Annotated in this window: 19 protein-coding genes; 13 read left to right on the top strand and 6 right to left on the bottom strand. The window is 63.6% G+C overall.

What is annotated here, in order from left to right:
• Nucleotides 1–18 precede the first annotated feature (18 nt).
• Nucleotides 19–1,020, bottom strand: coding sequence for a Fic family protein (locus tag AC559A_RS13180; protein WP_498818264.1), 1,002 nt, complete (start codon nucleotides 1,018–1,020; stop codon nucleotides 19–21).
• A gap of 393 nt (nucleotides 1,021–1,413) precedes the next feature.
• On the opposite strand from AC559A_RS13180, the gene AC559A_RS13175 reads away from it, so the two are divergent.
• The 12 genes from AC559A_RS13175 (at nucleotide 1,414) to yqeC (ending at nucleotide 16,065) form a co-directional block, all read left to right on the top strand.
• Entirely contained in the window at nucleotides 1,414–2,895 is a 1,482-nt protein-coding gene (locus AC559A_RS13175) for a pyridoxal-phosphate dependent enzyme (RefSeq protein ID WP_498818263.1), read from the top strand.
• A gap of 35 nt (nucleotides 2,896–2,930) precedes the next feature.
• Nucleotides 2,931–3,170, top strand: a complete 240-nt coding sequence (locus tag AC559A_RS13170; RefSeq protein WP_498818262.1) for a DUF4160 domain-containing protein — start codon at nucleotides 2,931–2,933, stop codon at nucleotides 3,168–3,170.
• The gene (locus AC559A_RS13165; protein ID WP_498818261.1) at nucleotides 3,130–3,474 is read left to right on the top strand and encodes a DUF2442 domain-containing protein; all 345 of its coding nucleotides are present in this window, start codon (nucleotides 3,130–3,132) and stop codon (nucleotides 3,472–3,474) included. Before AC559A_RS13170 ends, AC559A_RS13165 begins: the two co-directional genes overlap by 41 nt.
• Nucleotides 3,475–3,698: 224 nt before the next feature.
• Nucleotides 3,699–6,326, top strand: coding sequence for a selenium-dependent xanthine dehydrogenase (gene xdh, locus AC559A_RS13160; RefSeq protein WP_498818260.1), 2,628 nt, complete (start codon nucleotides 3,699–3,701; stop codon nucleotides 6,324–6,326).
• Entirely contained in the window at nucleotides 6,311–7,588 is a 1,278-nt protein-coding gene (locus tag AC559A_RS13155) for an amidohydrolase family protein (RefSeq protein WP_498818259.1), read from the top strand. Before xdh ends, AC559A_RS13155 begins: the two co-directional genes overlap by 16 nt.
• A gap of 3 nt (nucleotides 7,589–7,591) precedes the next feature.
• On the top strand, nucleotides 7,592–10,327 hold the full coding sequence (locus AC559A_RS13150) for a hypothetical protein (protein ID WP_498818258.1): 2,736 nt from the start codon (nucleotides 7,592–7,594) through the stop codon (nucleotides 10,325–10,327).
• Complete coding sequence (locus AC559A_RS13145) at nucleotides 10,320–10,568, top strand: DUF2442 domain-containing protein (protein ID WP_498818257.1); 249 nt, start codon at nucleotides 10,320–10,322, stop codon at nucleotides 10,566–10,568. Before AC559A_RS13150 ends, AC559A_RS13145 begins: the two co-directional genes overlap by 8 nt.
• Before the next feature lie 37 nt (nucleotides 10,569–10,605).
• Nucleotides 10,606–11,553 (top strand): selenium-dependent molybdenum cofactor biosynthesis protein YqeB, encoded by a 948-nt coding sequence (gene yqeB / locus AC559A_RS13140; protein WP_498818256.1) that lies wholly within the window; start codon nucleotides 10,606–10,608, stop codon nucleotides 11,551–11,553.
• On the top strand, nucleotides 11,550–13,850 hold the full coding sequence (gene xdhA / locus AC559A_RS13135; RefSeq protein WP_498818255.1) for a xanthine dehydrogenase subunit XdhA: 2,301 nt from the start codon (nucleotides 11,550–11,552) through the stop codon (nucleotides 13,848–13,850). The genes yqeB and xdhA overlap by 4 nt, the downstream gene beginning before the upstream one ends.
• A gap of 12 nt (nucleotides 13,851–13,862) precedes the next feature.
• Nucleotides 13,863–14,780 (top strand): xanthine dehydrogenase subunit XdhB, encoded by a 918-nt coding sequence (xdhB, locus tag AC559A_RS13130; protein ID WP_498818254.1) that lies wholly within the window; start codon nucleotides 13,863–13,865, stop codon nucleotides 14,778–14,780.
• Nucleotides 14,774–15,289 carry a xanthine dehydrogenase iron sulfur-binding subunit XdhC gene (gene xdhC / locus AC559A_RS13125; protein ID WP_051434806.1) on the top strand — a complete coding sequence of 172 codons (516 nt, stop codon included), beginning with the start codon at nucleotides 14,774–14,776 and terminating at the stop codon, nucleotides 15,287–15,289. Before xdhB ends, xdhC begins: the two co-directional genes overlap by 7 nt.
• Nucleotides 15,286–16,065 (top strand): selenium cofactor biosynthesis protein YqeC, encoded by a 780-nt coding sequence (gene yqeC / locus AC559A_RS13120; protein ID WP_498818253.1) that lies wholly within the window; start codon nucleotides 15,286–15,288, stop codon nucleotides 16,063–16,065. Before xdhC ends, yqeC begins: the two co-directional genes overlap by 4 nt.
• Here yqeC and AC559A_RS13115 read toward each other — a convergent pair.
• Nucleotides 16,024–16,689, bottom strand: coding sequence for a nucleotidyltransferase family protein (locus AC559A_RS13115; RefSeq protein ID WP_498818252.1), 666 nt, complete (start codon nucleotides 16,687–16,689; stop codon nucleotides 16,024–16,026). The genes yqeC and AC559A_RS13115 overlap by 42 nt on opposite strands.
• A gap of 65 nt (nucleotides 16,690–16,754) precedes the next feature.
• On the opposite strand from AC559A_RS13115, the gene hydA reads away from it, so the two are divergent.
• Entirely contained in the window at nucleotides 16,755–18,164 is a 1,410-nt protein-coding gene (gene hydA, locus AC559A_RS13110) for a dihydropyrimidinase (RefSeq protein WP_498818251.1), read from the top strand.
• Nucleotides 18,165–18,295: 131 nt separating this feature from the next.
• On the opposite strand, the gene qrcD is transcribed toward hydA, so the two are convergent.
• The 4 genes from qrcD to qrcA are packed head-to-tail and all read right to left on the bottom strand — an operon-like array spanning nucleotide 18,296 to nucleotide 23,087.
• Nucleotides 18,296–19,531 (bottom strand): menaquinone reductase integral membrane subunit QrcD, encoded by a 1,236-nt coding sequence (gene qrcD, locus AC559A_RS13105; RefSeq protein ID WP_028573427.1) that lies wholly within the window; start codon nucleotides 19,529–19,531, stop codon nucleotides 18,296–18,298.
• 3 nt (nucleotides 19,532–19,534) lie between these two features.
• Entirely contained in the window at nucleotides 19,535–20,308 is a 774-nt protein-coding gene (gene qrcC / locus AC559A_RS13100; RefSeq protein ID WP_028573426.1) for a menaquinone reductase iron-sulfur cluster-binding subunit QrcC, read from the bottom strand.
• A gap of 15 nt (nucleotides 20,309–20,323) precedes the next feature.
• Nucleotides 20,324–22,483, bottom strand: coding sequence for a menaquinone reductase molybdopterin-binding-like subunit QrcB (gene qrcB / locus AC559A_RS13095; RefSeq protein WP_498818250.1), 2,160 nt, complete (start codon nucleotides 22,481–22,483; stop codon nucleotides 20,324–20,326).
• Between the two features lie 16 nt (nucleotides 22,484–22,499).
• Nucleotides 22,500–23,087, bottom strand: coding sequence for a menaquinone reductase multiheme cytochrome c subunit QrcA (gene qrcA / locus AC559A_RS13090; RefSeq protein ID WP_028573424.1), 588 nt, complete (start codon nucleotides 23,085–23,087; stop codon nucleotides 22,500–22,502).
• Nucleotide 23,088: the final 1 nt, after the last annotated feature.

Genomic DNA, 23,088 nt, shown 5'->3' with positions numbered 1-23,088 from the left:
GAAGAGCGCCAACGGATATCATGATCGGTTCATCACGGCCTGATGTCCCTTGTCGGTCAGGCGGTATTTCTGAAGGCGGCTGTTGGGTTTGCCGGGGATTGTCATCTCAATCAGGCCATCGGCCAGGGCCGGTTTGAGGTAGCGCTCGCGGAACGATTTTCGGTCCGATAGGCCCAGGGCCAGTTGCAACGCTTCTCGGCCCACCTCGCCCTGAATCAACGCCAGCAAATCACCAACTTGGGGGGTGACTTGGGGGGCGACTTGGGGGGCGAAGGTGGTCAAGGTCTCCAGAATCATCCGCAACATAAAGGCGATGAACGGCGCGGAATCGGTCTGGCGGGTGCTCTCGCGCAAGACATGATAATACTCTTCCTGGTGCTCGAAGATCAGGCTTTCCACCGGGATATCGGCGAATAGGGAATTCCAGCGGGTCAGAATCAGACTCTGCCACAGCCGCCCCATCCGGCCGTTGCCGTCGGCAAAGGGATGAATGAATTCGAATTCGTAGTGAAAGACGGAGCTGGAAATGAGCGGATGGGCTTCGGTAGTACTCAACCAGGCGAACAGATCGGCCATCAGCCGTGGTACCCGAGCGGCGGGTGGCGCCATGTGTATCACCTCTTGACCTGACATCACTCCCACGCCACCGCGTCGGTAGCTTCCCGCTTCGTCAATAAGGCCGGACATCAAAATTCGATGCGCCTCCAGCAGGTCCTTTTCCACCCGAGGCTTCCAGGTATCGAAATGTTCATAGGCGGCCAACGCATTCTTCACCTCTTGCACCTCACGTGGTGGGGCGATGACCCGCTTGCCCTCCAAGATAGCGCTGATCTGCGCCTCGCTCAGGGTGTTGCCCTCGATGGCCAGCGAACCATGAATGGTGCGGACGCGATTGATGCGCCTCAATCGGAGCGCCCTGGCTTGGTCCGTGAGTACGGTCAGCCGCCCGACGGCCTCGCTGATTGCGGCGACCCGGTTCAGAATTTCCGGGGTGATTGTGAAGGGCGGCTGGTATTTCATGTTGCCATCCTGACTGTTTGAAATAACCGGCTCCGTTGACTCATGCCGGGAACTGGGGAAATGGAAGCAGGCCTGGAACCGATGCGAATCTCCCCAATGCGCGGTTCCTGGCCGAAATAATGACGGCTGCCGTGCTGTCCATGCTTGAGACTCCTACCCGCCCTGCATGAATTTCTCAACAGACGTTCGCCTCGCCTTCAACGACGCTGAGGAACTCCGGCCCACCCTCCCCAAGCCATTGAGGCTTGAAGCACGCTCCTTCTGCTGGTAACTACCCGAGACAGCCTGCCTGAAAATCCATCCTCACCGACTCTCGGGCCGGCTCCGCCTCGCAAGGGGCGGACGCATCAACACCAATCTCACCAACATCTTTACCGAAAAAAGGATTTCATCATGTCCGCGGCCATCGATCTGACCATCAATCAAGCCGGGCTGGACCGGGCCGTTGAGCGGGCCCGGGAGCGCGGCATCATCATTCCCACCTTTTCCCAGATGCGCGACCCGCAAACCATCCCCGCGGCCATGCGCGAGAAGCTGTCCGGCCTCAGCCTTTGGGACCTGGACCCGGCCAACCTGTTCCGGATCACCTGGCGCAACGAACCCACGGCCTCGGGCGGCGGGTTCGGCGGGGTCAATCATCTGGTTCTGCCGCCGGAGCTGACCGGCGCGCCCTGCCGAATCGTGGTCCTCACCGGCAAGTGGTTCCCCACGGGCGCGCACAAGGTCGGCGCGGCCTTCGGCTGCCTAGTGCCCCGGCTGGTCACCGGCCAGTTCGACCCCACCACCCAGAAGGCGGTCTGGCCCTCCACGGGCAACTACTGCCGAGGCGGGGCCTATGATTCGGCCTTGCTGGGCTGCTCCTCCATCGCCATCCTGCCCGAGGGCATGAGCCGGGAGCGCTTCGAGTGGTTGACCAAGGTGGCCGGAGAGATCATCAAGACGCCGGGATCGGAATCCAACGTCAAGGCAATTTTCGACAAATGCCATGAGCTGCGGGCTTCCGGCGACGACGTGGTCATCTTCAACCAGTTCGACGAGTTCGGAAACTACCTCTGGCACCACGAGATCACCGGCCCGGCCCTGGAAGAGGTCATGACCGGGCTGACGGACAAGCCCTCCCGGATTCGCGGCCTGATCCTGGCCACCGGCTCCGGCGGAACCCTGGCCGCCGGGGACTACCTCAAAGCCCGCTTTCCGGCCCTGAAAATCGCGGCCTGCGAAGCAAGCCAGTGCCCCACCTTGCTCTTCAACGGCTTCGGCGACCACCGCATCGAGGGCATCGGCGACAAGCACGTGCCCTGGGTACACAACGTCAAGAACACTGACATGATCCTGGCCACTGACGACGAGGCCCCCATGCAGCTCATCCGTCTGGCCAACGAAGAGGCCGGACGCGAGTACCTAACCTCCCGTGGCGTGGCTCCGACCCTGGTGGAGCAGTTGGACCTGATCGGCATCTCCGGATGGTCGAACATCATTTCCGCGGCCAAGTTCGCCAAATGGTTCGAACTCGGGCCGGAAGACGTGGTGGCCACCGTGGCCACGGACTCCATGGAAATGTACGGCAGCCGCCTGGAAGAACTGTCCGCCGAGCGCGGCCCCTTCACCGCCGTGGACGCCGCCGTGGCCTTCGAACGCCACCTGCTGGGCCAGGGTCTGGACAACCTCCTGGAACTGAACCACTGGGATCGCAAACGGGTCCACAACCTGAAATACTTCACCTGGGTCGAGCAGCAGGGCAAAACCTACGAGGAAATCCAGGCCCAATGGCACGACGAGGACTACTGGACCGGCATCCCCCGCCAACTGGAGGAGATCGACCGGCTGATTGAGGCGTTTAACGAGCGGGTGGGGTTGTTGGCGGGGCTTGGATAGGGCGGACGACGAGGAACGAGCGAAGGGTCCAGCATATGAGCCCAACCGTTTTTCACTTCAGACAGTACCGATTCTTCTTTTTCTCACGCGAAGAATTTCGGCGACACGTGCATGTCCGAAGCCCGGACGGAGAAGCGAAATTCTGGCTTGAGCCCGAAATCGAATTGGCGATCAGCCATGGCCTCTCCCAGAAAGAGTTGAGAGAACTGGAAATGGTTGTGGAGGATAAAAAAAGTGAAATCCGCAAACATTGGGACGAGCATTTCAAAGCCTGAGGTGACCGACATCTCCCCATTCGGCCTCTGGATCATGTATGCCGGGAAGGAATACTTTCTGGGTTACGATGAATATCCCTGGTTCTTGACAGCTCCCATTCAAAAGGTGTTTCGCGTCATTGAAGAGGGGTCGGGGCATTTGAGATGGCCTGAACTCGATATTGATTTATCCCTGGATTCGATCAAACGTCCCGGAGCATACCCGTTGGTTTACGACCCCTCTGGAGTCTATGGAGAACAAGGTTCCGAAGATCGCCCCCTTAAAGATCAAACAACCGTATGCAGCGAGGATTTGCAATGCTGAGGGTGTTCAGTGTGCTGATTGAGCTGGATGAAGACGGTTATTATGTCGCCTCGGTGCCGAGCATCCGCGGATGCCATACCCAAGCGAAATCGCCGAACACACTGATGACGCGAATCATGGAAGCTATCGAGCTGTGTCTGGAGGTTGAGTCCCAGGATCTCCGGTCCTCCCCTTGAACATCAACTCAAAAAAAAACAGCCCCCAAAACAACCTTGGACGTCACCATGGATTTCACCCTGAACAACTCCCCAACGACCTACGACGACGACCCGGAACGCTCCCTGCTCACCTGGCTGCGGGAGGACCGGGGTCTGACCGCGGCCAAGGACGGCTGTTCCGGTCAGGCGGCCTGCGGGGCCTGCCTGGTAGAGGTGGACGGGCGGGCCGTTTTTGCCTGCGCCACGCCCATGCGCAAGGTAGCCGGAAAGCGCGTCCTGACCCTGGAAGGCTTTCCGGAAGATTTACGCCGCGTCCTGGGCCGGGCCTTTGCCGAAAAAGGCGCGGTGCAGTGCGGGTTCTGCACACCGGGTTTTCTGACCCGGACCAAACTCTTGTTGGAGCAGAATACCGAACCCACCACCCAAGAAGTGATCAAGGCCGTACGTCCGCATCTGTGCCGCTGCACCGGGTACGTGAAGATTGTTGACGCAATTCTGGAGGCTGCCAGTATTCTGCGCGGGAAGGAACCCGCCAAGCGCGATCCCGGCCCACCCGCGCTCGGCTCCAGCGTCGTCCGTTACGGCGCGTTCGAACGGGCCGTGGGCACGCAGCGGTTCACCGACGACCTCCGTTTTCCGGGCATGCATCACGGGGCGTTGCATTTCAGCGCCCATCCCCGAGCCCGGGTCGTGGCCATCGACACCACCCAGGCTCTGGCCGCGCCGGGCGTGGTCCGCGTGCTTACCGCGGCGGACGTGCCCGGGGAGCGCTCCGTGGGCATGATCATTCCAGACTGGCCCATGTATGTGGCCACGGGCGAAACCACCCGCACCGTGGCCGACGTGCTGGCCTGCGTGGTGGCCCGGACCAGGGAGCAAGCTCGGGCCGCGGCCGCGCTGATCCAGGTGGAATACGAAGTCCTGGAGCCGCTGACCGACATAGAGCAGGCCGAGCAAAGCCCGATCCATATCCATGAGGCCGGAAATCTGTTGGCCGTGAAGACCGTGCGCCGGGGCGGCGACGTGGACGAGGCTCTGCGCGGCTCCGCCTTCGTGGTCACGGAGACCTTCCACACCGCGCCCATCGAACACGGCTTCCTGGAGCCGGAATGCGCCGTGGCCTTGCCGGACCCGGACACCGGAGGGATTCACTTTTACACCCAGGGCCAGGGCATCTATCACGACCGGGACGACGTGGCCCGGGTCCTGAACCTGCCCAAGGAGAAAGTCCGGGCGACCATGGTGGATTGCGGCGGAGCCTTTGGCGGCAAAGAGGATCTGACCGTGCAGCACCACGCGGCCCTGGCAGCCTGGGTGCTCCAGGCCCCGGTCAAGGTCAAGCTCTCCCGGCCCGAGTCCTTGCGCATGCACCCCAAGCGTCATCCCATGCGCCTCAGCTATGCCGCGGGTTGCAACGCCCAAGGCCGACTCACGGCCCTTAAGGCGCGCATCCTGGGGGATACCGGGGCCTACGCCTCGGTTGGCGCGGCGGTCATGGCCCGGGCCGCCACCCATGCAACCGGTGCTTATCACATCCCGTTGGTGGACATCGAATCCCGGGCCGTATTTACTAACAACATTCCCAACGGGGCCATGCGCGGCTTTGGCGTGAACCAGGCCGTGTTCGCCATGGAGGCCATGGTCGAGCGGCTGTGCAGGGCCGGCGGATTCGATCCCTGGCAGTTCCGCTACGACAACGCCCTGGACCAGGGCAGGATGGTGGCCACGGGCCAGGTTCTGGGACCGGGCATCGGACTGAAGGCCTGCCTGGAAGCCCTGCGCGAACCCTGGAAGCGGGTCAGGAAGTCCGGCCGGGCCGGGCTGTCCTGCGGAATCAAGAACTGCGGCATCGGCAACGGGCTGCGGGAAGAATGTCTGGCCAGGGTGGAAATCCTGCCGGGCGGCCGACTGGTCCTGCACCACGGCTGGTCCGAGATGGGCCAGGGCATCCACACCGTGGCCGCCCAGTTCCTGGCCGAGGTTCTGGGCATCGATGATCTGTCAAAAATCATGGTGGACTCAGACACCCGCTACGGAGCCGTGGCCGGGGCGACCACGGCCAGCCGGGGCACTTTCCAGCTTGGTCGGGCCGTGTTGGACGCCGCGGAACACATCAAGGCCGATATGAACGCTGCGGGCGGGCTGGAAGCCCTGGCCGGACGGACCTACGAAGGCCGTTATCTGTGCACGGACACCGCCCCGGGCGGCGAGCCGGGCACGTTCCGCAGCCACGTGGCCTACAGCTTCGCGGCCCACCTGGTGCTCCTGTCCTCCGACGGCAAGGTCCAGGAAGTGGTGGCGGCCCACGACGCCGGAACCGTGGTCAACCGCCAAATGCTGGAGGGCCAGATCGAAGGCGGGGTGCTCATGGGCATGGGCGCGGCCCTGTCCGAGCGGCTCCGCCTGGACAAAGGCCATCTGGCCTCGGACAAGTTCCGGGACGTGGGCCTACCCAGGGCCGACGCCATGCCCAGGATCACGGTCATCGCCGTGGACAACGCCGACCCGGAAGGACCTCGCGGGGCCAAGGGCGTGGGCGAGATCGGCTCCATTCCCACGGCCCCGGCCATCGCCGCGGCCTATTACCGCTACGACGGTATTCCTCGCCGAACCCTGCCCCTGGAGCCTCTGGGAGAACCTGTCGGAGCACTGACGCAAAATAGCGAAGGAGACACCGCATGGAGCTGCTACTGACCAATGCCCGCTGGCTGGACCCGGACGATCTGACCCTGCGGGACGCCTGCCTGCGGGTTACGCCGGGACCGGACGGCAGCCTGGAAATCCTGGACCATCGCCCGCAATTCTCTGACAACCAGCAAGAGTTGGACTGCGCCGGGAAGCTGGTAACCCGCTCCTTTGCCCTGGGCCATCACCATCTGTACTCCACCTTTGCCCGGGGCATGCCCGCTCCGCCCCGCACGCCCACCAATTTTCCGGAGATTCTCGACCTGGTCTGGTGGCGGCTGGACAAGCGCCTGGATCTGCCGATGATCAAGGCCAGCGCCCTGGCCACGGCCCTGCTCTGCGCCAAGCGCGGGGTGACCTTTGTCGTGGACCACCACGCCTCCCCCTTTGCCCTGGAGGGCAGCCTGGAAACCATTGCCAAGGCCTTTGACGCCGTGGGGTTGGGGCACCTGCTATGCTATGAAATGTCCTGCCGCGACGGCGAGGCGGTCAAGGAGGCCGGGTTGGCCGAAACCGAGGCCTACCTTGCTTCCGGGCGAATCGGACAGGTCGGGCTGCACGCATCCTTCACCGTGGACGACGATCTGCTCGCCCGGGCCGTGGACCTGGCCGGAAAATATCAGACCGGACTGCACCTGCACGTGGCCGAGGATCCGGCGGACCAGAATCATTGCCTGGAGCAATACGGGAAGCGGGTGGTCCAACGCCTGGCCGACGCCGAGGCCCTGGCCTCACCGCGAACCCTGCTGGCCCACTGCGTGCATCTGGACGCCGCCGAACGGGAACTGCTGCGCCGCTCCCCGGTCCTCGTGGCCCAGGCCAGCGAGTCCAACCTGAACAACAACGTCGGCCTGGGACGCTACGACGACCTCGGCCCCCGGGTGATCCTGGGCACGGACGGGATGCACGTGGACATGCTCCGGGCCCTGAAGGCCGCCTTCATCGCCGGGCAAAGCACCGAAAGCCTGGGCTTCCGCGAAGCCTACGACCGCCTGCGCCGCACCCACGAACTGATCCGCCGCGTCAACGCGCCGGGCGACGGCCCCAACAACCTGGTCATCCTGGACTACGACACGCCCACCCCAATGACCCCGGACAACATGCTCGGCCATTTCCTCTTCGGCCTGGAAGCCGTCCACGTCCACACGGTCATCGCCCAGGGCCGAATCGTGGTCGAAAACCGCCGCCTGGTCAGCCATGACGAGTCTGAAATTCTGGGCTATGCACGGGAACAGGCCCAACGGTTGTGGGAACGATTGAGGAGGGCTTAACACATGGACCGCTTTCACCCCATCCCTCACGACAAACTTCTGGCTTCCCTGCTCGACGAACTCGAACACGGGCAGATCCTGGGCATACCCAAGGCCTGTTTTTTCCAGCCAGGCCCGGATGACCCCTTCACCACGACCCGCTACGGCCAGCGCCTGGAAACGCCCATCGGCGCGGCAGCCGGACCGCATACCCAGTTGGCCCGCAACCTGGTGGCAGCCTGGCTTTGCGGGGGGCGGTATCTGGAGCTGAAGACCGTCCAGATCCTGGACGAGCTGACTCTGGCCAGACCGTGCATCGACATGCGCGACGAGGGCTACAACTGCGAATGGTCGCAAGAACTCAAGCTGGAGCAGTCCTTTGATGAATACCTGAACGGCCTGCTGCTGATCCTGGCCCTGCGCCGTACAATGAATTTTCCCGCCGGCGGGGACGGACGCGACCCGGGATTCATCCTGAACATGAGCGCCGGGTACGACCTGGCCGGGATCACCAGTCCGGCCATGACCCGTTTTTTGGACCGCATGACCCACTGTCCGGAGGACATGGCCGAGGCCGCGACGCGCTTGTCCCGCGTCTGCCCCGAACTGGCCGGGGTGGACCTGCCCGACGGGGTCAGCACCAGCCTGACCATCTCCACCATGCACGGCTGCCCCCCGGACGAGATCCAACGCATTGCCCTGCATTTCATCAAAGACCGGGGGCTGCACACCACCTTGAAGCTCAACCCCACCCTGCTCGGACCGGAACGGGTCCGCGCCCTGCTCCAGGGCCTGGGCTGGGATCTGGACGTGCCGGATGCGGTTTTCGCCAATGACCTGTCCCTGGATCAGGCCCTGCCCATCATCCGCACCCTGTCCGCCGCGGCCCGCAAGCGGGGCGTGGAGTTCAACCTGAAGCTGACCAACACCCTGCCCTGCGTGAACCGCTCAGCCCTGCCCGAGGCGGAACAGCAGGTCTATTGCAGCGGCCGCCCCCTGCATCCCCTGGCCGTACACGTCGCCCTGCTGCTGCGTGAACACTTGGGACAACAGGACTCCGGGCCAGAGCAGTCCGAAGGCTGTCCACCCATGTCCTTCTGCGCCGGAGCCGACGCCTTCAACACCCCGGATCTGTTGGCCGCCGGACTGGGTCCGGTAACTACGTGCAGCGACCTGCTCAAACCCGGCGGTTACGCTCGTCTGCGCCAATACCTGGACGTCCTCAAGGAACGGATGGCCGCTTCCCGAGCCGAAAATCTGGACCAATGGCAGGCCCACGGCCAAGGCCTGGCCGCCTACGCCAAAACCACGGCCACGGCCCGGCGCTACGCCAAAACGGCGACTACCCACACGGACGTAAAAATCCCCCGGCCCCTGCCCCGCCAGGACTGCTTCACCGCGCCTTGCAGGGCGGCCTGCGCCGCTGGCCAGGACATTCCGGCTTACCTGGGCCATCTGGCGCAAAACAAACCCACGGCCGCGCTGGCCACCATCCGGGCTACCAATCCTCCGGCCCACCACCTGGGCTTGGCCTGCGACGCCCTGTGCCGCAAGCGCTGCACACGGGGCAACCTGGATACGCCCTTGCGCATCCGGGAGGCCAAGGCCGCGGCGGCCCGTCTGGGAGGGCCTGACTCCAGTTCGCCTGACCAACCACGAGCAACGAGCAACGCCGAAAACACCGCCTCCGTGGTCGTGCATGGCCTGGATGCCCGGAGTGTAAGCTGCGCCGGGACCCTGATCCAGGCCGGGGTGGACGTGACCCTGATCGTACCGGAGAATGCCCTCCAACCGAACAAGGCATCCTCTCCGGCCAAGCGAGCCCTGCTTACGGACATCGCCGATCTGACTGCCTTGAGCCAATCAAACACTCCTCGTGACGAGATACGATACGGAACCCTGGTCGTCATTCAAGGGACAACCCGGAACGCTCAGAAATTTGACCACATCTTCACCTTTGACAATCCCCTGCCCACCGGCCCCGGCAGCCTGCCCAGGGCCGTAGCATTGGGCCGCGAGGCCGCAAAAGCCTATCTGCGATCCCAAGACTTGCCTCCACAACCCGCGGACAGGCCATCTCGCCCCGAGGCCGACATTTCGGCGTTGCGCTCGGCCCGTCACATCCGCGATTTCGGCCCTTATGCCGACCCTGACTCCGGGTCTCGTAAAGTCACCGACGACGAAGCCATGCCCCTGGAGGCCGCCCGCTGCCTGCGCTGCGACAGCCTGTGCGAAATCTGCGTCACGGTCTGCCCAAACCGGGCCATCGTGGCCCTGCCGTCCTTCCCCGGCCCCATTGCCAGAGGGGAGGTTTACCGCGACCCGGACGGCAAGCCCGCCCTCCGCATCACGGAAAACCGCCCCCTGGCCGACTGCACCCAGATCGTGATCCTGGCCGACGTCTGCAACACCTGCGGCAACTGCGCCACCTTCTGCCCCTCTTCCGGAGCGCCCTTCAGCGACAAGCCGCGCATTCACCTGACCAGGGCCGGCTTCGAGGACGAGCAGAACGGCTATTTCCCGGCCACCCCGGACCACATGGAAATCCTGCATCACGGCACCCCGGCCAGCCTGACCCGCACCGCCGAAGGCCTGCGCTACAAGAGCAAAGCTTTGACCCTCACCCTCAACCCGGATACCCTGAGCCCCATCGGTGCCGACCTGCCCCCGCACACGGATCAGGCCGACATTGGACCAGCCATGGAGGCGGGCTTGCTGTTCACAATGTTTATGACGTCGCCGTTGAGCTACAATGATTAGAATCGCAAAAGCCCACTACTTGGACAACTTCAAGGTGGAACTGACCTTTTCCGATGGTAAATCCGGCGTGTTTGATGGACGCCAACTATTGGAACGAAAAGGTCCTTTGCTGGAACCTCTGCACGATGAATCCTTTTTTCGCAGACTCTTCATCGAGGCGGGTGCGTTGAGTTGGCCCAATGGGTTGGAATTGTCTCCGGCCAAACTGCATGAAACGTGTCATGAAGTCATCGCGGTTTGATAAGTTTCAAGTAGGGTGTTGAGATTATTTCTGAATCATGGCCAATCGTATCTCCCCATTCATCCTCATCCGCGGCGCTGGCGACTTAGCCACGGGCGTCGCCTTGGAACTGTACGAGGCCGGTCTGAAGCGTCTGCTGTTACTGGAACGGGAGCAGCCGTTGGCCGTGCGGCGGTTGGTGGCGTTTTCCGAGGCGGTTCATGAAGGACGGATTGACGTGGAAGGTGTTGGGGCCGTGCGGATCGATACCTTGGAGCACGCGGAAGCAGCCTGGGCCAGGGACGAGATTCCGGTCCTTGTTGACCCGCGTATGTCCTGCCTGAAGGATTTTCAGCCCCAGGTTCTCCCCCATATCCTGGTGGACGCCCTGATAGCCAAGCGCAATACCGGGGTCGATCGAGACATGGCTCCTCTGGTCATCGGGGTGGGGCCGGGTTTCACCGCTGGGGAGGATGTGCATTGCGTGGTGGAAACCCATCGCGGCCACGGTCTCGGGGAAATCCGCTCCACCGGCTCGGCCTTTCCGAACACCGGCATTCCGGGTCCAGTGCTGGGCAAGTCTCTGGAGCGGCTTTTGCGTGCGCCCATGGACGGCGTCTTTACAGCTTGCCGGACTATCGGCGACATGGTCCAAGAAGGGGAGACCGTGGGCCAGGTGGAAGCGCACGGGACCGTCGCCCCGGTGACGGCTCTGACTTCCGGGGTGATTCGCGGACTGTTGCGCTCCGGCGTCGTGGTCGAAAAAGGCCTTAAACTGGGGGACGTGGACCCCAGGGGCGAAACATGGCGTTGCCGCCGCGTCTCGGACAAGGCGCGGGCCGTGGGCCGAGGCGTGTTGCGGGCTGTTCGCGCCCATCTGGACGGCCTCCGGGCCGGGACCGTTCCCGAGCTTGAGCCTCGCCTTGAGCCTGATTTGGGCCAGACCCCGCCGAAGTCCCATCCTGAACCATCACCCCTACCCATCCATCTCGGGAGAACCGGATGAGCATCGGACAACCCGTCAAGCGTCTGGACGCCGAGGCCAAGGTCACGGGCCGGGCCCGGTACACCGAGGATATGCTCCCCGCGGGCATACTCTCGGCCGTGTATATCCGGAGCACCGTGGCCCATGGCCGTGTTCTGACCATGGACGTTTCCGCGGCCCTGGCCCTGCCCGGCGTGGAGGCCGTGTTCACGTTCGCCGACGTGCCCGGACTGCCCTACGCCCCGGCTGGCCATCCCTTCTCCCTTGATCCGGCCCATGCCGACGTGGCCGACCGCCTGCTGCTCACCGAGCATGTCCGCTTTCACGGTGACGAGATCGCCGTGGTGGTGGCCCGGGACGAGCTTACGGCCCAACGCGCCGCGAGCCTGGTCGCGGTGTCCTACGAAGAATTCCCGGTGCTCACCGATCCCCGGGAGGCTATGGCCCACGGGGCTCCGGCCATCCATCCCGGCGGCAATATCGTCAAGCAGGACGGGTTCAGCGTGGGCGGGGACGTGGACGCGCTCCTGGCCCAGGCCGACGTGGTGGTGGAGGGCGAATACCAGACCCCGGTGACCCAGCACTGCCACATGGAACCCGTGGTGGCCCACGCCTACATGGAGGACATGGAGCGGATCACCGTGGTCACCTCCACCCAGATCCCGCACATCTGCCGCCGGGTGGTGGGCCAGGCCCTGGGCCTGGACTGGAGCCGGGTGCGGATCGTCAAGCCCTATGTGGGCGGGGGATTCGGGGCCAAGCAGGATGTGCTCCTGGAGCCCATGGTCGCCTTCCTGGCCTGGAAGCTGGGCCGACCGGTACGCATGGCCCTGACCCGTGAGGAAAGCATGATCACCCGCACCCGCCATGCCATGTGCATCCGGGCCAGGGCGGGCTTTTCCCGGGATGGGCGCCTACTGGCCATGGACATGGACGCCGTGTCCAACACCGGGGGCTATGCCTCCCACGGCCATTCCGTGGTCTCCGCGGGCGGGGGCAAGCTGTGCAGCATGTATCCCCACGCCGGAGTCCGCTTCCAGGCGGCCACGGTCTACACCAACCTGCCCATTGCCGGAGCCATGCGCGGCTACGGCTCGCCCCAGATCATCTTTGCCTGCGAATGCCTGCTGGAGGAAGCGGCCAGGGTTCTGGACATGGACCCACTGGACCTGCGCCTGATCAATGCCGGACGCCCCGGGGACGTCAATCCCCGCTCCGGCAAACCCATCGAAACCCACGGTCTGGCCGATTGCCTGCGCCTGGGTCGGGAGCGATTCAACTGGGACGAGCGCCGGGCCGCAGCCCAGGCCTCTCGGACCAAGCAAGCTGATCCCGAAAAACCACGCGGCGTGGGCGTGGCCTGCTTCAGTTTCAATTCCGGGGTCTATCCCGTGGGCGTGGAGATTTCCGGGGTCCGCCTGACCTTGGCCCAGGACGGCTGCGTGACGCTCCAGGCCGGGGCCACGGAAATCGGCCAGGGCGCGGACACGGTTTTTGCCCAAATGGCTGCATCGGTCCTGGACTTGCCCATGACTTCCGTGCGCGTGGTCTCCACCCAGGACACGGACGTGACTCCTTTTGACCCGGGGGCTTTCGCCTCCCGCCAGACCTACGTCGTCGGTCCGGCGGTCAAGGCTGCGGCCCTGGAACTGCGCGCAAAAATCCTGGACCATGCCGCGCTGATGACCGGGTATCCTGCTCCGGCCCTGGCCCTGGAGGCTGGCTTCGTGGTCGCGGCCCGCCAGCCCTCGCGGGTCTTCATGAGCCTGAACGAGTTGGCCCTGGACGCCTACTACCACAAGGAACGGGGCGGCCAACTCACCGCGGAGCGCTCGGTCAAAACCCGGAGCAACGCGCCTTCCTTCGGCTGCACCTTCGTGGAAGTGGAGGTGGATATCCCGCTCTGCCGGGTCCGGGTCACGGACATGCTCAACGTCCACGACTGCGGCGTGGTTATCAACCCCGTCACGGCCAGGGGCCAGGCCCAGGGCGGCATGGCCATGGCCATCGGCTGGGCCCTGTACGAGGAATTGCTGGTGGACCCGCGCACCGGCCGGGTGCGCAACAACAACCTCCTGGACTATAAAATGCCCACCTTCCCGGACCTGCCCGAGCTGGACGTGGCCTTTGTCCAGACCGCCGAGCCCTCCGGGGGCTTCGGCAACAAGTCCCTGGGCGAACCGCCCCTGCTCTCCCCCGGCCCGGCCATCCGCAACGCGGTCTGGGACGCCACCGGCGTCAAGGCCGACTTCATCCCCCTCACCCCCAAGGCCCTGTTCCCGCTGTTCCGAGACGCCGGGCTGCTGGGACCGCGCTGAGGACTATCCGCCATGTACGCCTTCGAATCCTACCATCGCGCCCAAAGCCTGACCGAGGCCGTGGAACTGCTGGCCGCGAACCCTTTTGCCCGCCCCATGGCCGGGGGGACGGACATCCTGGTCCGGTTGCGGGAGGGGCACAAGGACTACGCCGACATCGTGGACATCCACGGCCTGCCGGAACTCGACAGCATCACCGAGGAACACGGCGAACTGCGCATCGGTTCGGGCACGACCTTCGCCACGATGATGGCCTCACCACTGGTGGCCCGCCTAGCCCCTGTGCTCATCGAGGCCGCGGGCTGGGTGGCCGGACCGCAGATCCGCAACACGGCCACCATCGGCGGGAATATCTGCAACGGCTCAGCCTGCGCGGATTCCGCGGCCCCGCTTTTGATCCTCAACGCCCACCTGGACCTCATCGGCCCGGAAGGCGAACGGCTGATCCCCCTGCGCGGGTTTCATCTCGGCCCGGGCCGGGTGGAGCTGCGGCAGGGGGAAATTCTGCGCTCGGTGCGGATCAAGCCTGAACCGAATCAAAACCTGGGCACGGCCTACGTCAAGTATTCCATGCGCCAGGCCATGGACATCGCCACCATCGGCTGCGGCGCGGGAGTCCGCTTGCGAGGCGCACAGTCGGAAGGGAGCGAAAAAGTCGTGGACGAACTGCGCCTGGCCTTCACCGTGGCCGCGCCCACTCCGGTACGCTGCCCGGCCGCCGAAGCCGCGGCCCAGGGCCTGCCCCTGGACCAGGCCGTCAAAGCCGTGGCCGAGGCCCTGGACCAGGACGTCTCCCCCCGGACCTCCTGGCGGGCCGCGGGAGATTTCCGGATGCACATCATCCGCACCCTGGCCGGGCGAATGATCCGCACCGCCGCGGAGCGCTTCATCACCCACGTTGCCGAACACCGCGAGGTCCGGACATGCTGACCATCTCCTGCGCCATCAATGATCGCCCCTACGAGCTGACCATCGATCCCCGCTCCTCGCTCCTGGACCTGCTTCGGGACCAGGGCCTGACCAGCGTCAAGCAGGGTTGCGGCGTGGGCGAGTGCGGAGCCTGCACCGTACTGGTGGACGACGTGGCCGTGAACGCCTGCCTCTATCTGGCGACCTGGGTTCACGGCAAACGCATCCGCACCGTGGAGGGAGAGGTAAAAAACGGCCATCTTTCCCCGGTCCAGCAGGCCTACGTGGATGCCGGAGCCGTGCAGTGCGGATTCTGCACCCCCGGGCTGATCATGACCACCACCGCTTTTGTGGAATCCTGCCGCGACCAAGGCCGCGATCCCGAAGACATCACCCAGGACGACATCCGCCGAGCCCATGCCGGCAACCTCTGCCGTTGCACGGGCTACGACACTATTGTCCAGGCCGTGCGCCAATCTCTCGACCAGCCCGCTACGCCCCACGACCACACAGAATCCACGCCACCTTGATCCCAAACGTACCGGCCGAATTCTACCTGCCGGACGCAACGGTCGTTGCTCTGGTGGGCGCGGGCGGCAAGACCAGCCTGATGGTTGCCATGGCCGCCCATGCCGTGGCCGCGGGCGAGACCGTTGTCCTCACCACCACGACGAAACTGGCCGCCAATATGGCGGGCCCTGTTTTCTGGGACGGCCGGAAGTCGTCCCTCTCCCGGCTCCAGTCCCGCATCTTCCGAAGCCGATCTCTGACCTTGGCCCGGGACCGGGCCCCCTCCACAGGCAAACTCCTCGGCCTTGCGCCCGAGGCCGTGGACCTGCTGGCCGCTTCCGGGCTGGCGGACCGGATTTTCGTGGAAGCCGACGGCGCACGCGGCAAATCGATCAAGGCCCCGGCAGACCATGAACCCGTGATACCCCACTTCACGGACCTAGTGATCGGGATTGTGGGCGCGGACGCCCTGGCCGCTTCTCTGGATGATGCGCATGTTTTCCGTCCCGAACGGCTGGCAGAAATCTGCCGGGGAAAACTCGGCCAGCATATAGACGAACATATTCTGGCCTGCCTGACAGCGCACCCCAAAGGCCTGTTCAAGAACGCCCCCCCACAGTGTCACCGCATCATCTTTGCGAACAAAATGGAGCTGGTCGGTGAAATCGGCTTGGAAATGCTGGCCCAGGCACGGGGGATCGTCGTAACGTCACATCCGGACGAATCGTCGCCCATGGCCCAGTGGTATGCCGGATCAGTCAACGAGGGATGGCTGCGGTCCGTGGATGGGGACTGATTCCCGGCTCCGCAAAAGTGCGTGGTAATCTTCCAACGTGTCCACGTCCCGATGCACTCCGGAATCCGCCACGTCCACCAAGCGCAGACGCGCTTCCGGATGATCCAGGAGCGAACGCGCTCCAACATCTCCCTCCAGCCTCATGACCCGAGCGAACCACGCTCGGGGAATGCACACCGGGTTGCCCCGTTTGCCCCGATGTCGCGGGGCGACGAAATCTCGTGGGTGATCGCGAAAAACCGCGGTCAGCGCCTCCAGCGTCTCCAGGCGCACCAAGGGTTGATCGCCCAGCAAGACCAACGCTCCGAACACGTCCCCACCCTCTTTCCTTTCCACGTCGTTAAGTGCGGCCAGCCCAGCACGCAGGCTCCGGACTTGGCCGCGGTTCCAGTCGGTTGCCTGGATGATCCGCAAGGTGCTATCCACGGCCTTCAGGGCACAGCCCACCTCGGCGGCGTTACAGCCGGTCACAGCCACCACCGGATCGCAGACCGCCAGGGCTTTGCGGAGCACATGAACCACCAGCGGCTCGCCGCGGTACGGCAGCAACAGCTTGCCCCCGAACCCACCGCCCATCCGCCGACCGGCCCCGGCCGCCAGGATCAAGCCGGCTAATTTGTTCATTCGTGATCCTTGCCAACCCAACCGTATTTCATTTCACACCTCTCACCTTTTTGCACGGAGGCAGCATGCAGCTCATGATCCGAGGAGCAACCGTGGTCAACGCCGACCACTCCGTCAAGGCGGACATCCTCGTTTCCGACGGAAAGATACGCGCCGTGGACCGTGATTTGGACATTCCATCCGGAACACGGATCGTGGACGCCGACGGCCTTCTGGCCCTGCCCGGAGGCATCGACCCGCACACTCACCTGGACATGCCCATTGCCGGAACCCGCACGGCGGACGACTTTGAACAGGGCGGCCGGGCCGCCCTGGCCGGGGGGACCACCACGATCATCGACTTCGTCATTCCCCGCCAGGGCCAATCCCTGCTCCAGGCTCATGACGCCTGGATGGAATTGGCCCGCAGCGCCACCTGCGACTATTCCTTTCATGTGGCCGTGACCTGGTTCGACGCGCGTGTTGCCCAGGAAATGGGCGTGCTGGCCCGGGAGCGGGGGGTCAATTCCTTCAAGCACTACATGGCCTACAAGGGCACGGTGATGCTCGATCCGGAGCAGATGCCGGACAGCTTCGCCCGGGCCGGGGAGCTGGGCTGTCTATGCACCGTTCATGCCGAGAATGCCGAGATCATCCCCTTTCTGCAACGCAAGCTCCTGGCCCAAGGAATAACCCACCCCAGGGGCCACCCGATCTCCCATCCCGCGTCCGGGGAGGCGGACGCCACGTGGCGGGCCATTGCCGTGGCCGAGGCCGCGAGCGTGCCGCTTTACATCGTCCACCTCTCCTGCGCCCAGGCCCTGGACGCGGTGATCGCGGCCCGGGCTCGCGGCTTGCCCGTGTTCGCGGAATGCCTGGGCGGCCATCTGGCCGTGGACGCGACAGTTTACGAGCAGGAGGACGCCCAGGCCGCGGCCCGCTTTGTGATGAGCCCGCCGTTTCGCCCCAAGGAGGACCGCGAAGCCCTGTGGACCGGGCTGACCACCGGGGCCATCCAGGTCACGGCCAGCGACAACTGCGCCTTCACCGACGCCCAACGCCAAGGCGGGTTGCGCGACTTCTCCAAGCTGCCCAGCGGCACCCCGGGACTGGAGGATCGGATGCGGGTGATCTGGGACGGCGGCGTGGCCCAGGGCCGTCTGACGCCGGAACAATTCGTGGCCGTAACCTCCACCAACGCGGCCCGCCTGTTCAACATATATCCCGGCAAGGGCTGCATCCTTCCCGGCGCGGACGCGGACATCGTGCTCTGGGATCCCCAGGCCGAACACACGGTCAGCGCCAAAACTCATCACCACGCCGTGGACTACAGCGTGTTCGAAGGCATGACCTTTCGCGGCGCACCCGTGGCCACTTATCTGGCTGGACGGGAAGTGGTGCGCGAAGGCCGCGTCAACGCCGAACCGGGTAGCGGGCGGCACATTGTCCGACCGACTTTCGAGCCGGGATCGCTCCCTTCGAGACTTGCTGAGTAAGTAGCGACAAAAAGATTTTTTTCCGACCCTGCACCCTCATCTCAGCCGAATCCTCACCAAACTCCAAACATAAAAAAGCGCCCCTCTCCTCACGGAAAGGGGCGCTTTGTCGTCTTTAGGCCTCGTAGATATTAGGCCTGATTCAGCTTCCGCTCCTGCGGGAAAACCGGCAGATAGCGGTAGGCCAGGCTGAGGATCAGGGCGCCGTAGGCGATGATGGCCAGGGACGGGGCCCATTCAGCCCAGGTGGGCATGTAGACGTACCAGCGGTCGAAGGGCATGACCGGGTGAGCCAGGGTCTGGGCGGTTTGGACGTACCGGTTGATGATCACGCCGATGCCGACCAGGGTACATGCGGAATAGAGAATCCACGGGGTGTTCCGGGTCTTGGCGTTGAGCAGCAGGATGGCCGGGAACAGGCCGCAGACGATCAGTTCGGAGAACAGCAGCCACTTGCCGTAGGCCACGCCGTAGAACACTTCACTGAAGGTCAGGCCGGATCGGGGCAGGATGCCGGTGGCCCAGGCCCACGTGTCCAGGTACTTGAAGACCAAATAGATGGCCAGCATGGTACCGGAAATCTTGCCCATCAAGGCCTTGACGCTGAAGTCCACCAGCTTGCGGCCGGTCATTTTCTCCATCAGCGTGGCGACCAGCATGGTGAAGCCCGGTCCCGAGGCCACGGCGGAAAGGATGAACAGGAAGAAGGTCCAGGGCCAGATGAAGAAGCCTTCACGAAAAGCGTAGGGCCGGGAGAACAGCACGCCGTACATGCCGCCCAGAGAGCCCTGGTGGAAGAAGGACAGGAAGGCCCCGACACCGGCGAACAAGGGCATGATCACGTGGAAGTTGTGGGCCATGTGATGCAGGAACTTGATCTTGTTCAGCTTGCGGTTCTCCAGAATGATCGGAATGAACTCGATGGTCAGCACCAACATGTACACAGTGATGCAGAAGATGACTTCCGTGAGCATGGAGTGGACGTTGGGGTGCCAGAATCCGAACCAGGCCCGCAGCGGCTGACCGACTTCCAGGGTCAGGATCAGCAGCGCACCGGAGTAGCAGATGAAGCCGATGATCACCGCCAGGTTGATGATGTTCTTCAGACCTTCGACGCGGATCAGGTAATACAAGAGCCCGCTGAAAAAGGCCCCGGCCCCGAGGGCGATCACGGCCAAGTCGAAGATGATGTACAAGCCAAAGGCGAAGTAATTGTCCATGCCCGTGACGATCAGCCCGCCGGACCAGACCACGTAGGCGGCGTAAACGCCCCAGGCCAGCACGGCGAAGATGACCGCCAGCCAGGCGATGAACAGCTTCAAGGAGCAACGCTGGACCCCTTCGGGCCACAATTCTTTATCACTCATGGTCTAGACCCCTCCGACCGTTTCATGTTCAAGGTAATTGTCGCCCTGCTTCCGGACCCATTCCCGCTTGCTGTAGTAGTAGACCTGAGGTTTGGTGTTCAAGCGCTCCAACAGCCGAAACGCATACGGGCTTTTGGAAAGCTTATGGACTTTGTGCTCCGGATTTTCCAGGTCGCCGAAAACCATGGCCCCGGTGGGACACATCTCCACGCAGGCCGGGATGTAGTCGCCCTCGGCCAGGGCGTTGGGGTCGCGGTCTTCGATCCGGGCCTTGTCCCGAGCGGCCATGTAGCGATGGTGACAGAACAGACATTTTTCCACCACGCCCCGGGGCCGGGTGGAAACGTCCGGAGTGAGAGTCTTTTCCATGCCTTCGGGCCAGACCGGGTCATGCCAGTTGAAGTATCGGGCATGATAGGGGCAGGCGGCCATGCAGTACCGGCAGCCGATGCACCGGGCGTTGACCTGGCTGACGATCCCGCCTTCCTGGTTCTTGTCCGTGGCGATGACCGGGCAGACCGGCACGCAGTTCGGCTTTCCGCACTGTAAACACGGGCGCGGCATGTAGGCCACGTCGTGGTTCGGATAGGGCTGCTTGTTGGAGAGCTGGTAGACCAACAGCCAAGTCAGGCTATAGCGCTTGTTCGAAGCGTCCACCGGAGGAGCGATGTTGTTTTCCGCCTGACAGGCGACCATGCAGGCTCCGCAACCGGTGCAGCGGTCCAGGTCGATGACCATTCCCCACTTGATTTTGAATTCCTTGAGATACAAAACCATATGCTCAACCTTCCTTTAGGCTTTGGCGATGCGCACGCGGGAATCGGCCCAAACGGCCAGGTTGCTCCCAGGTTCGGTACGTACCGTCAACACTTTGTAGATGTTGTCTCCCTTGTTCCGGCTGAACTTGTCCCAAGCCGTGTGGCCGAAGCCCAGCGGAGCAGCGACCATGTTCCGGCCCACGCCCTCGAAAATGCGCACCTTGGCCAGACAGGAGCCGTTGGGGCCGGTCAACGTGACCTTGTCCTCGGCTTGCAAGCCGTAGGAGCGGGCTGTGGCGGAATTCATCCAGACGTAGAACACGTCGCCCTGGATTTCCTGTTCGCCCAAAAGCGGCAGGCAAAACGGCGGAATGGCGATGTGCCGGGAGCCGTAGGTCCGGCTGTCCATGGCCGCCAAGCTGACCGGGAAGGTCCAGTCCTCGGCGTCGGGGGGAGCGGTCTGGGAAATGATCGTGGAGCCGAGCTGCATGGCCGTGGGAAAGGGTTCCGTGATGGAAGCCCAGACAGCGCCTCTGGAGATGGTCCGCCACAGGTTGCCCGAAGCCGCGGCGGGAGCTTTGCCGGCTCTGGCCTCCCAGGGCTGAACCTTGTCCGTGAAGAAGCCTTCCAGCTCGCTCAAGACGGCCACCTTGGCCTCCAGCACCTTGTCAAAAGACGCGAATCCAAGATCGATCCCCAGCGCCTTGGCCACGGCCAGCAGCACGTCGCCGGTAGGCTTGGTGTCGAAAATGGGCTGGCGGATCGCCGGCCGCGTCAGGCTGTAGCTGGCGAAACCGGAGCCATAGGGCGTCTGGACGTCGTCGAACCGTTCTATGAAGGTGGGCGTGGGCAGCAGCAGGTCTGCCTGGGCGGCTGTTTCGTCGTAGAATGTGCTGAAGCTGACCAGATACGCGCCGTCAAAAGCCTGGGCCGTCACGTCGGGCAGCGGCAGGGCGAAGAGCGGATTGGCCTCGTAGACCAAACACACGGCCGGCTTGCTCACTTTGCCTTCAGCCACGCCCTGAACATAGGCGACCAGGTCCTTGGCCCGAACCTGGGCTGGCTCCTTGGCTCCCGAAACCACCGTGGGCAGATCCGGCAGGACTTGAATGCCGCCCGCGGAGTTGACGTTGTCGAACAGCATGTTCAGGCTCAAGGCCGCGGCAAAGTTGAACACGCCGCCGCCCTGGGCGATGGTGGACCCCGGGATGATCAGCGGCTTGTTTGCGGAGCGCAGCTTTCGGGCCAATTCGGCCACCTGCTCCGGAGCCACGCCGGTCAGGCGTTCGACGTATTCCGGGGTGTAGCGATTGATGACGAAATTGCGATAGGCGAAAAAGTCATGAGCCTGGGGAGCGGTCATCCCGCCCTGCAGGAGATGGTAGGCGACGCCCAGGGCTAAAACGCCTTCCATGCCCGGAGCAATAGAGACCCACTGGTCGGCCGCGCCGCCGGTGACGTTCTGCGTCGGCCCGACATAGACGTATTCCGCGGAGGCTTCCTCGCCCATGGGGTGCGCGGCGCCGTAAGCCTTTTTGTTCCGGACGGCGGTGCCCCAACCGTCCAGCAGGTCCGCGCCGAAAGCCAGGACGAAATCCGCGTTTTCGAGGTCGTAGCCGATGCTTCCCTCGCGAAGAATCTTGGAAGCCACGATCTGTTCGCCGGGCATCAGGAAACAGCCGTCCGAACCCAGGCCGCCCAGCAAGGCGGAAAAGAGTTCGTTGATGGTCCCGTTTTCATCCCCGCTGACGCAGACCACGGCGTCTTTTTTGCCGTTCTGTTCAGCCAGCTTCTCCTTCAACAAGGCTTCGGCCTGGTCCCAGGAAATGGGCTGGTGCGTTCCGTCGGCCTGCTTCTGCATCGGTCCTTTGATCCGGGCCGGAGCGTACAGCAGCTGCACCGCGGCCGCGCCCAGGGGACAGATCCCGCCCTGGCTCAGCGGATGATCGGTTCGTCCTTCAGCGGCCACGGGGCGGCCGCCGGCGGTGCGAATGTTCAGGCCGCACCCGGCGGGGCAGAGCTTGCAGGTGGTCGCGGCATAGGCCCGCGGTCCGTACTCCAGCCGGGGAATCCACGGCCAGTTCTGGGTCCAGATGGCCGTGTCGTCAATGGATTTCCAAATCACCGGGGTGAACAGGGTTCCCGCGACACCCCCGGCAGCAAACGTGAGAAAACTTCTCCGATTAAGTGCCATTTTATATCACCCCTCTCTATTTATGACAGATCTGGCAGGCATTGGGAGCACCAGCGAACCGCTCCGGCTCCTGGGCGGCCACCGTGGCGTGACACCGCTCGCAGTCCTTCATCTTCATCGTATCCCGACTGTACTTGGTCAGGCGGTTTTCATAGTAGGCCGGCAACTCGTTGGAACTGCCCACGTCCGGATGACAGCCGGCGGTGGCGCAATCATACTCTCTGTGCGCGGCGTGGGAGAAAAAGACGTTGTCCGGTTGATACTGATAAACCAGCCACGGAACCTCAATCCCCTTTTCGTAGTACTCTTCCACGAACTTGATCTCATCCGGATGGTCGCCCATGGGAAAAGAGTGGCACTCCGCGCACTTGGCATTATCGGGCAACCCCGCAAAGGAGCCATCCCTCCGGAAGGAGTGACAGTCGTCACACATCATCCCATACAACTCGATGTGGTTTTGGTGTGTAAAAACAAGCGGTTGGACCTTCTTGCTGTATAACAGCTGTGGAACTCCCCACCATCCGAAGGCCAACGCGGCCACAAACCCCAACAAGAACGGCAGAACTACTCCGCCCGCACTCGTTCCCCCTTTCTTTTCTTCCATC

The organism is Desulfonatronum zhilinae (assembly GCF_900182865.1).
Taxonomy (GTDB): Bacteria; Desulfobacterota; Desulfovibrionia; order Desulfovibrionales; family Desulfonatronaceae; genus Desulfonatronum; species Desulfonatronum lacustre.
Note: the sequence above shows the minus strand (reverse complement) of the source record. Positions and strands in the feature narration are given on the sequence as shown.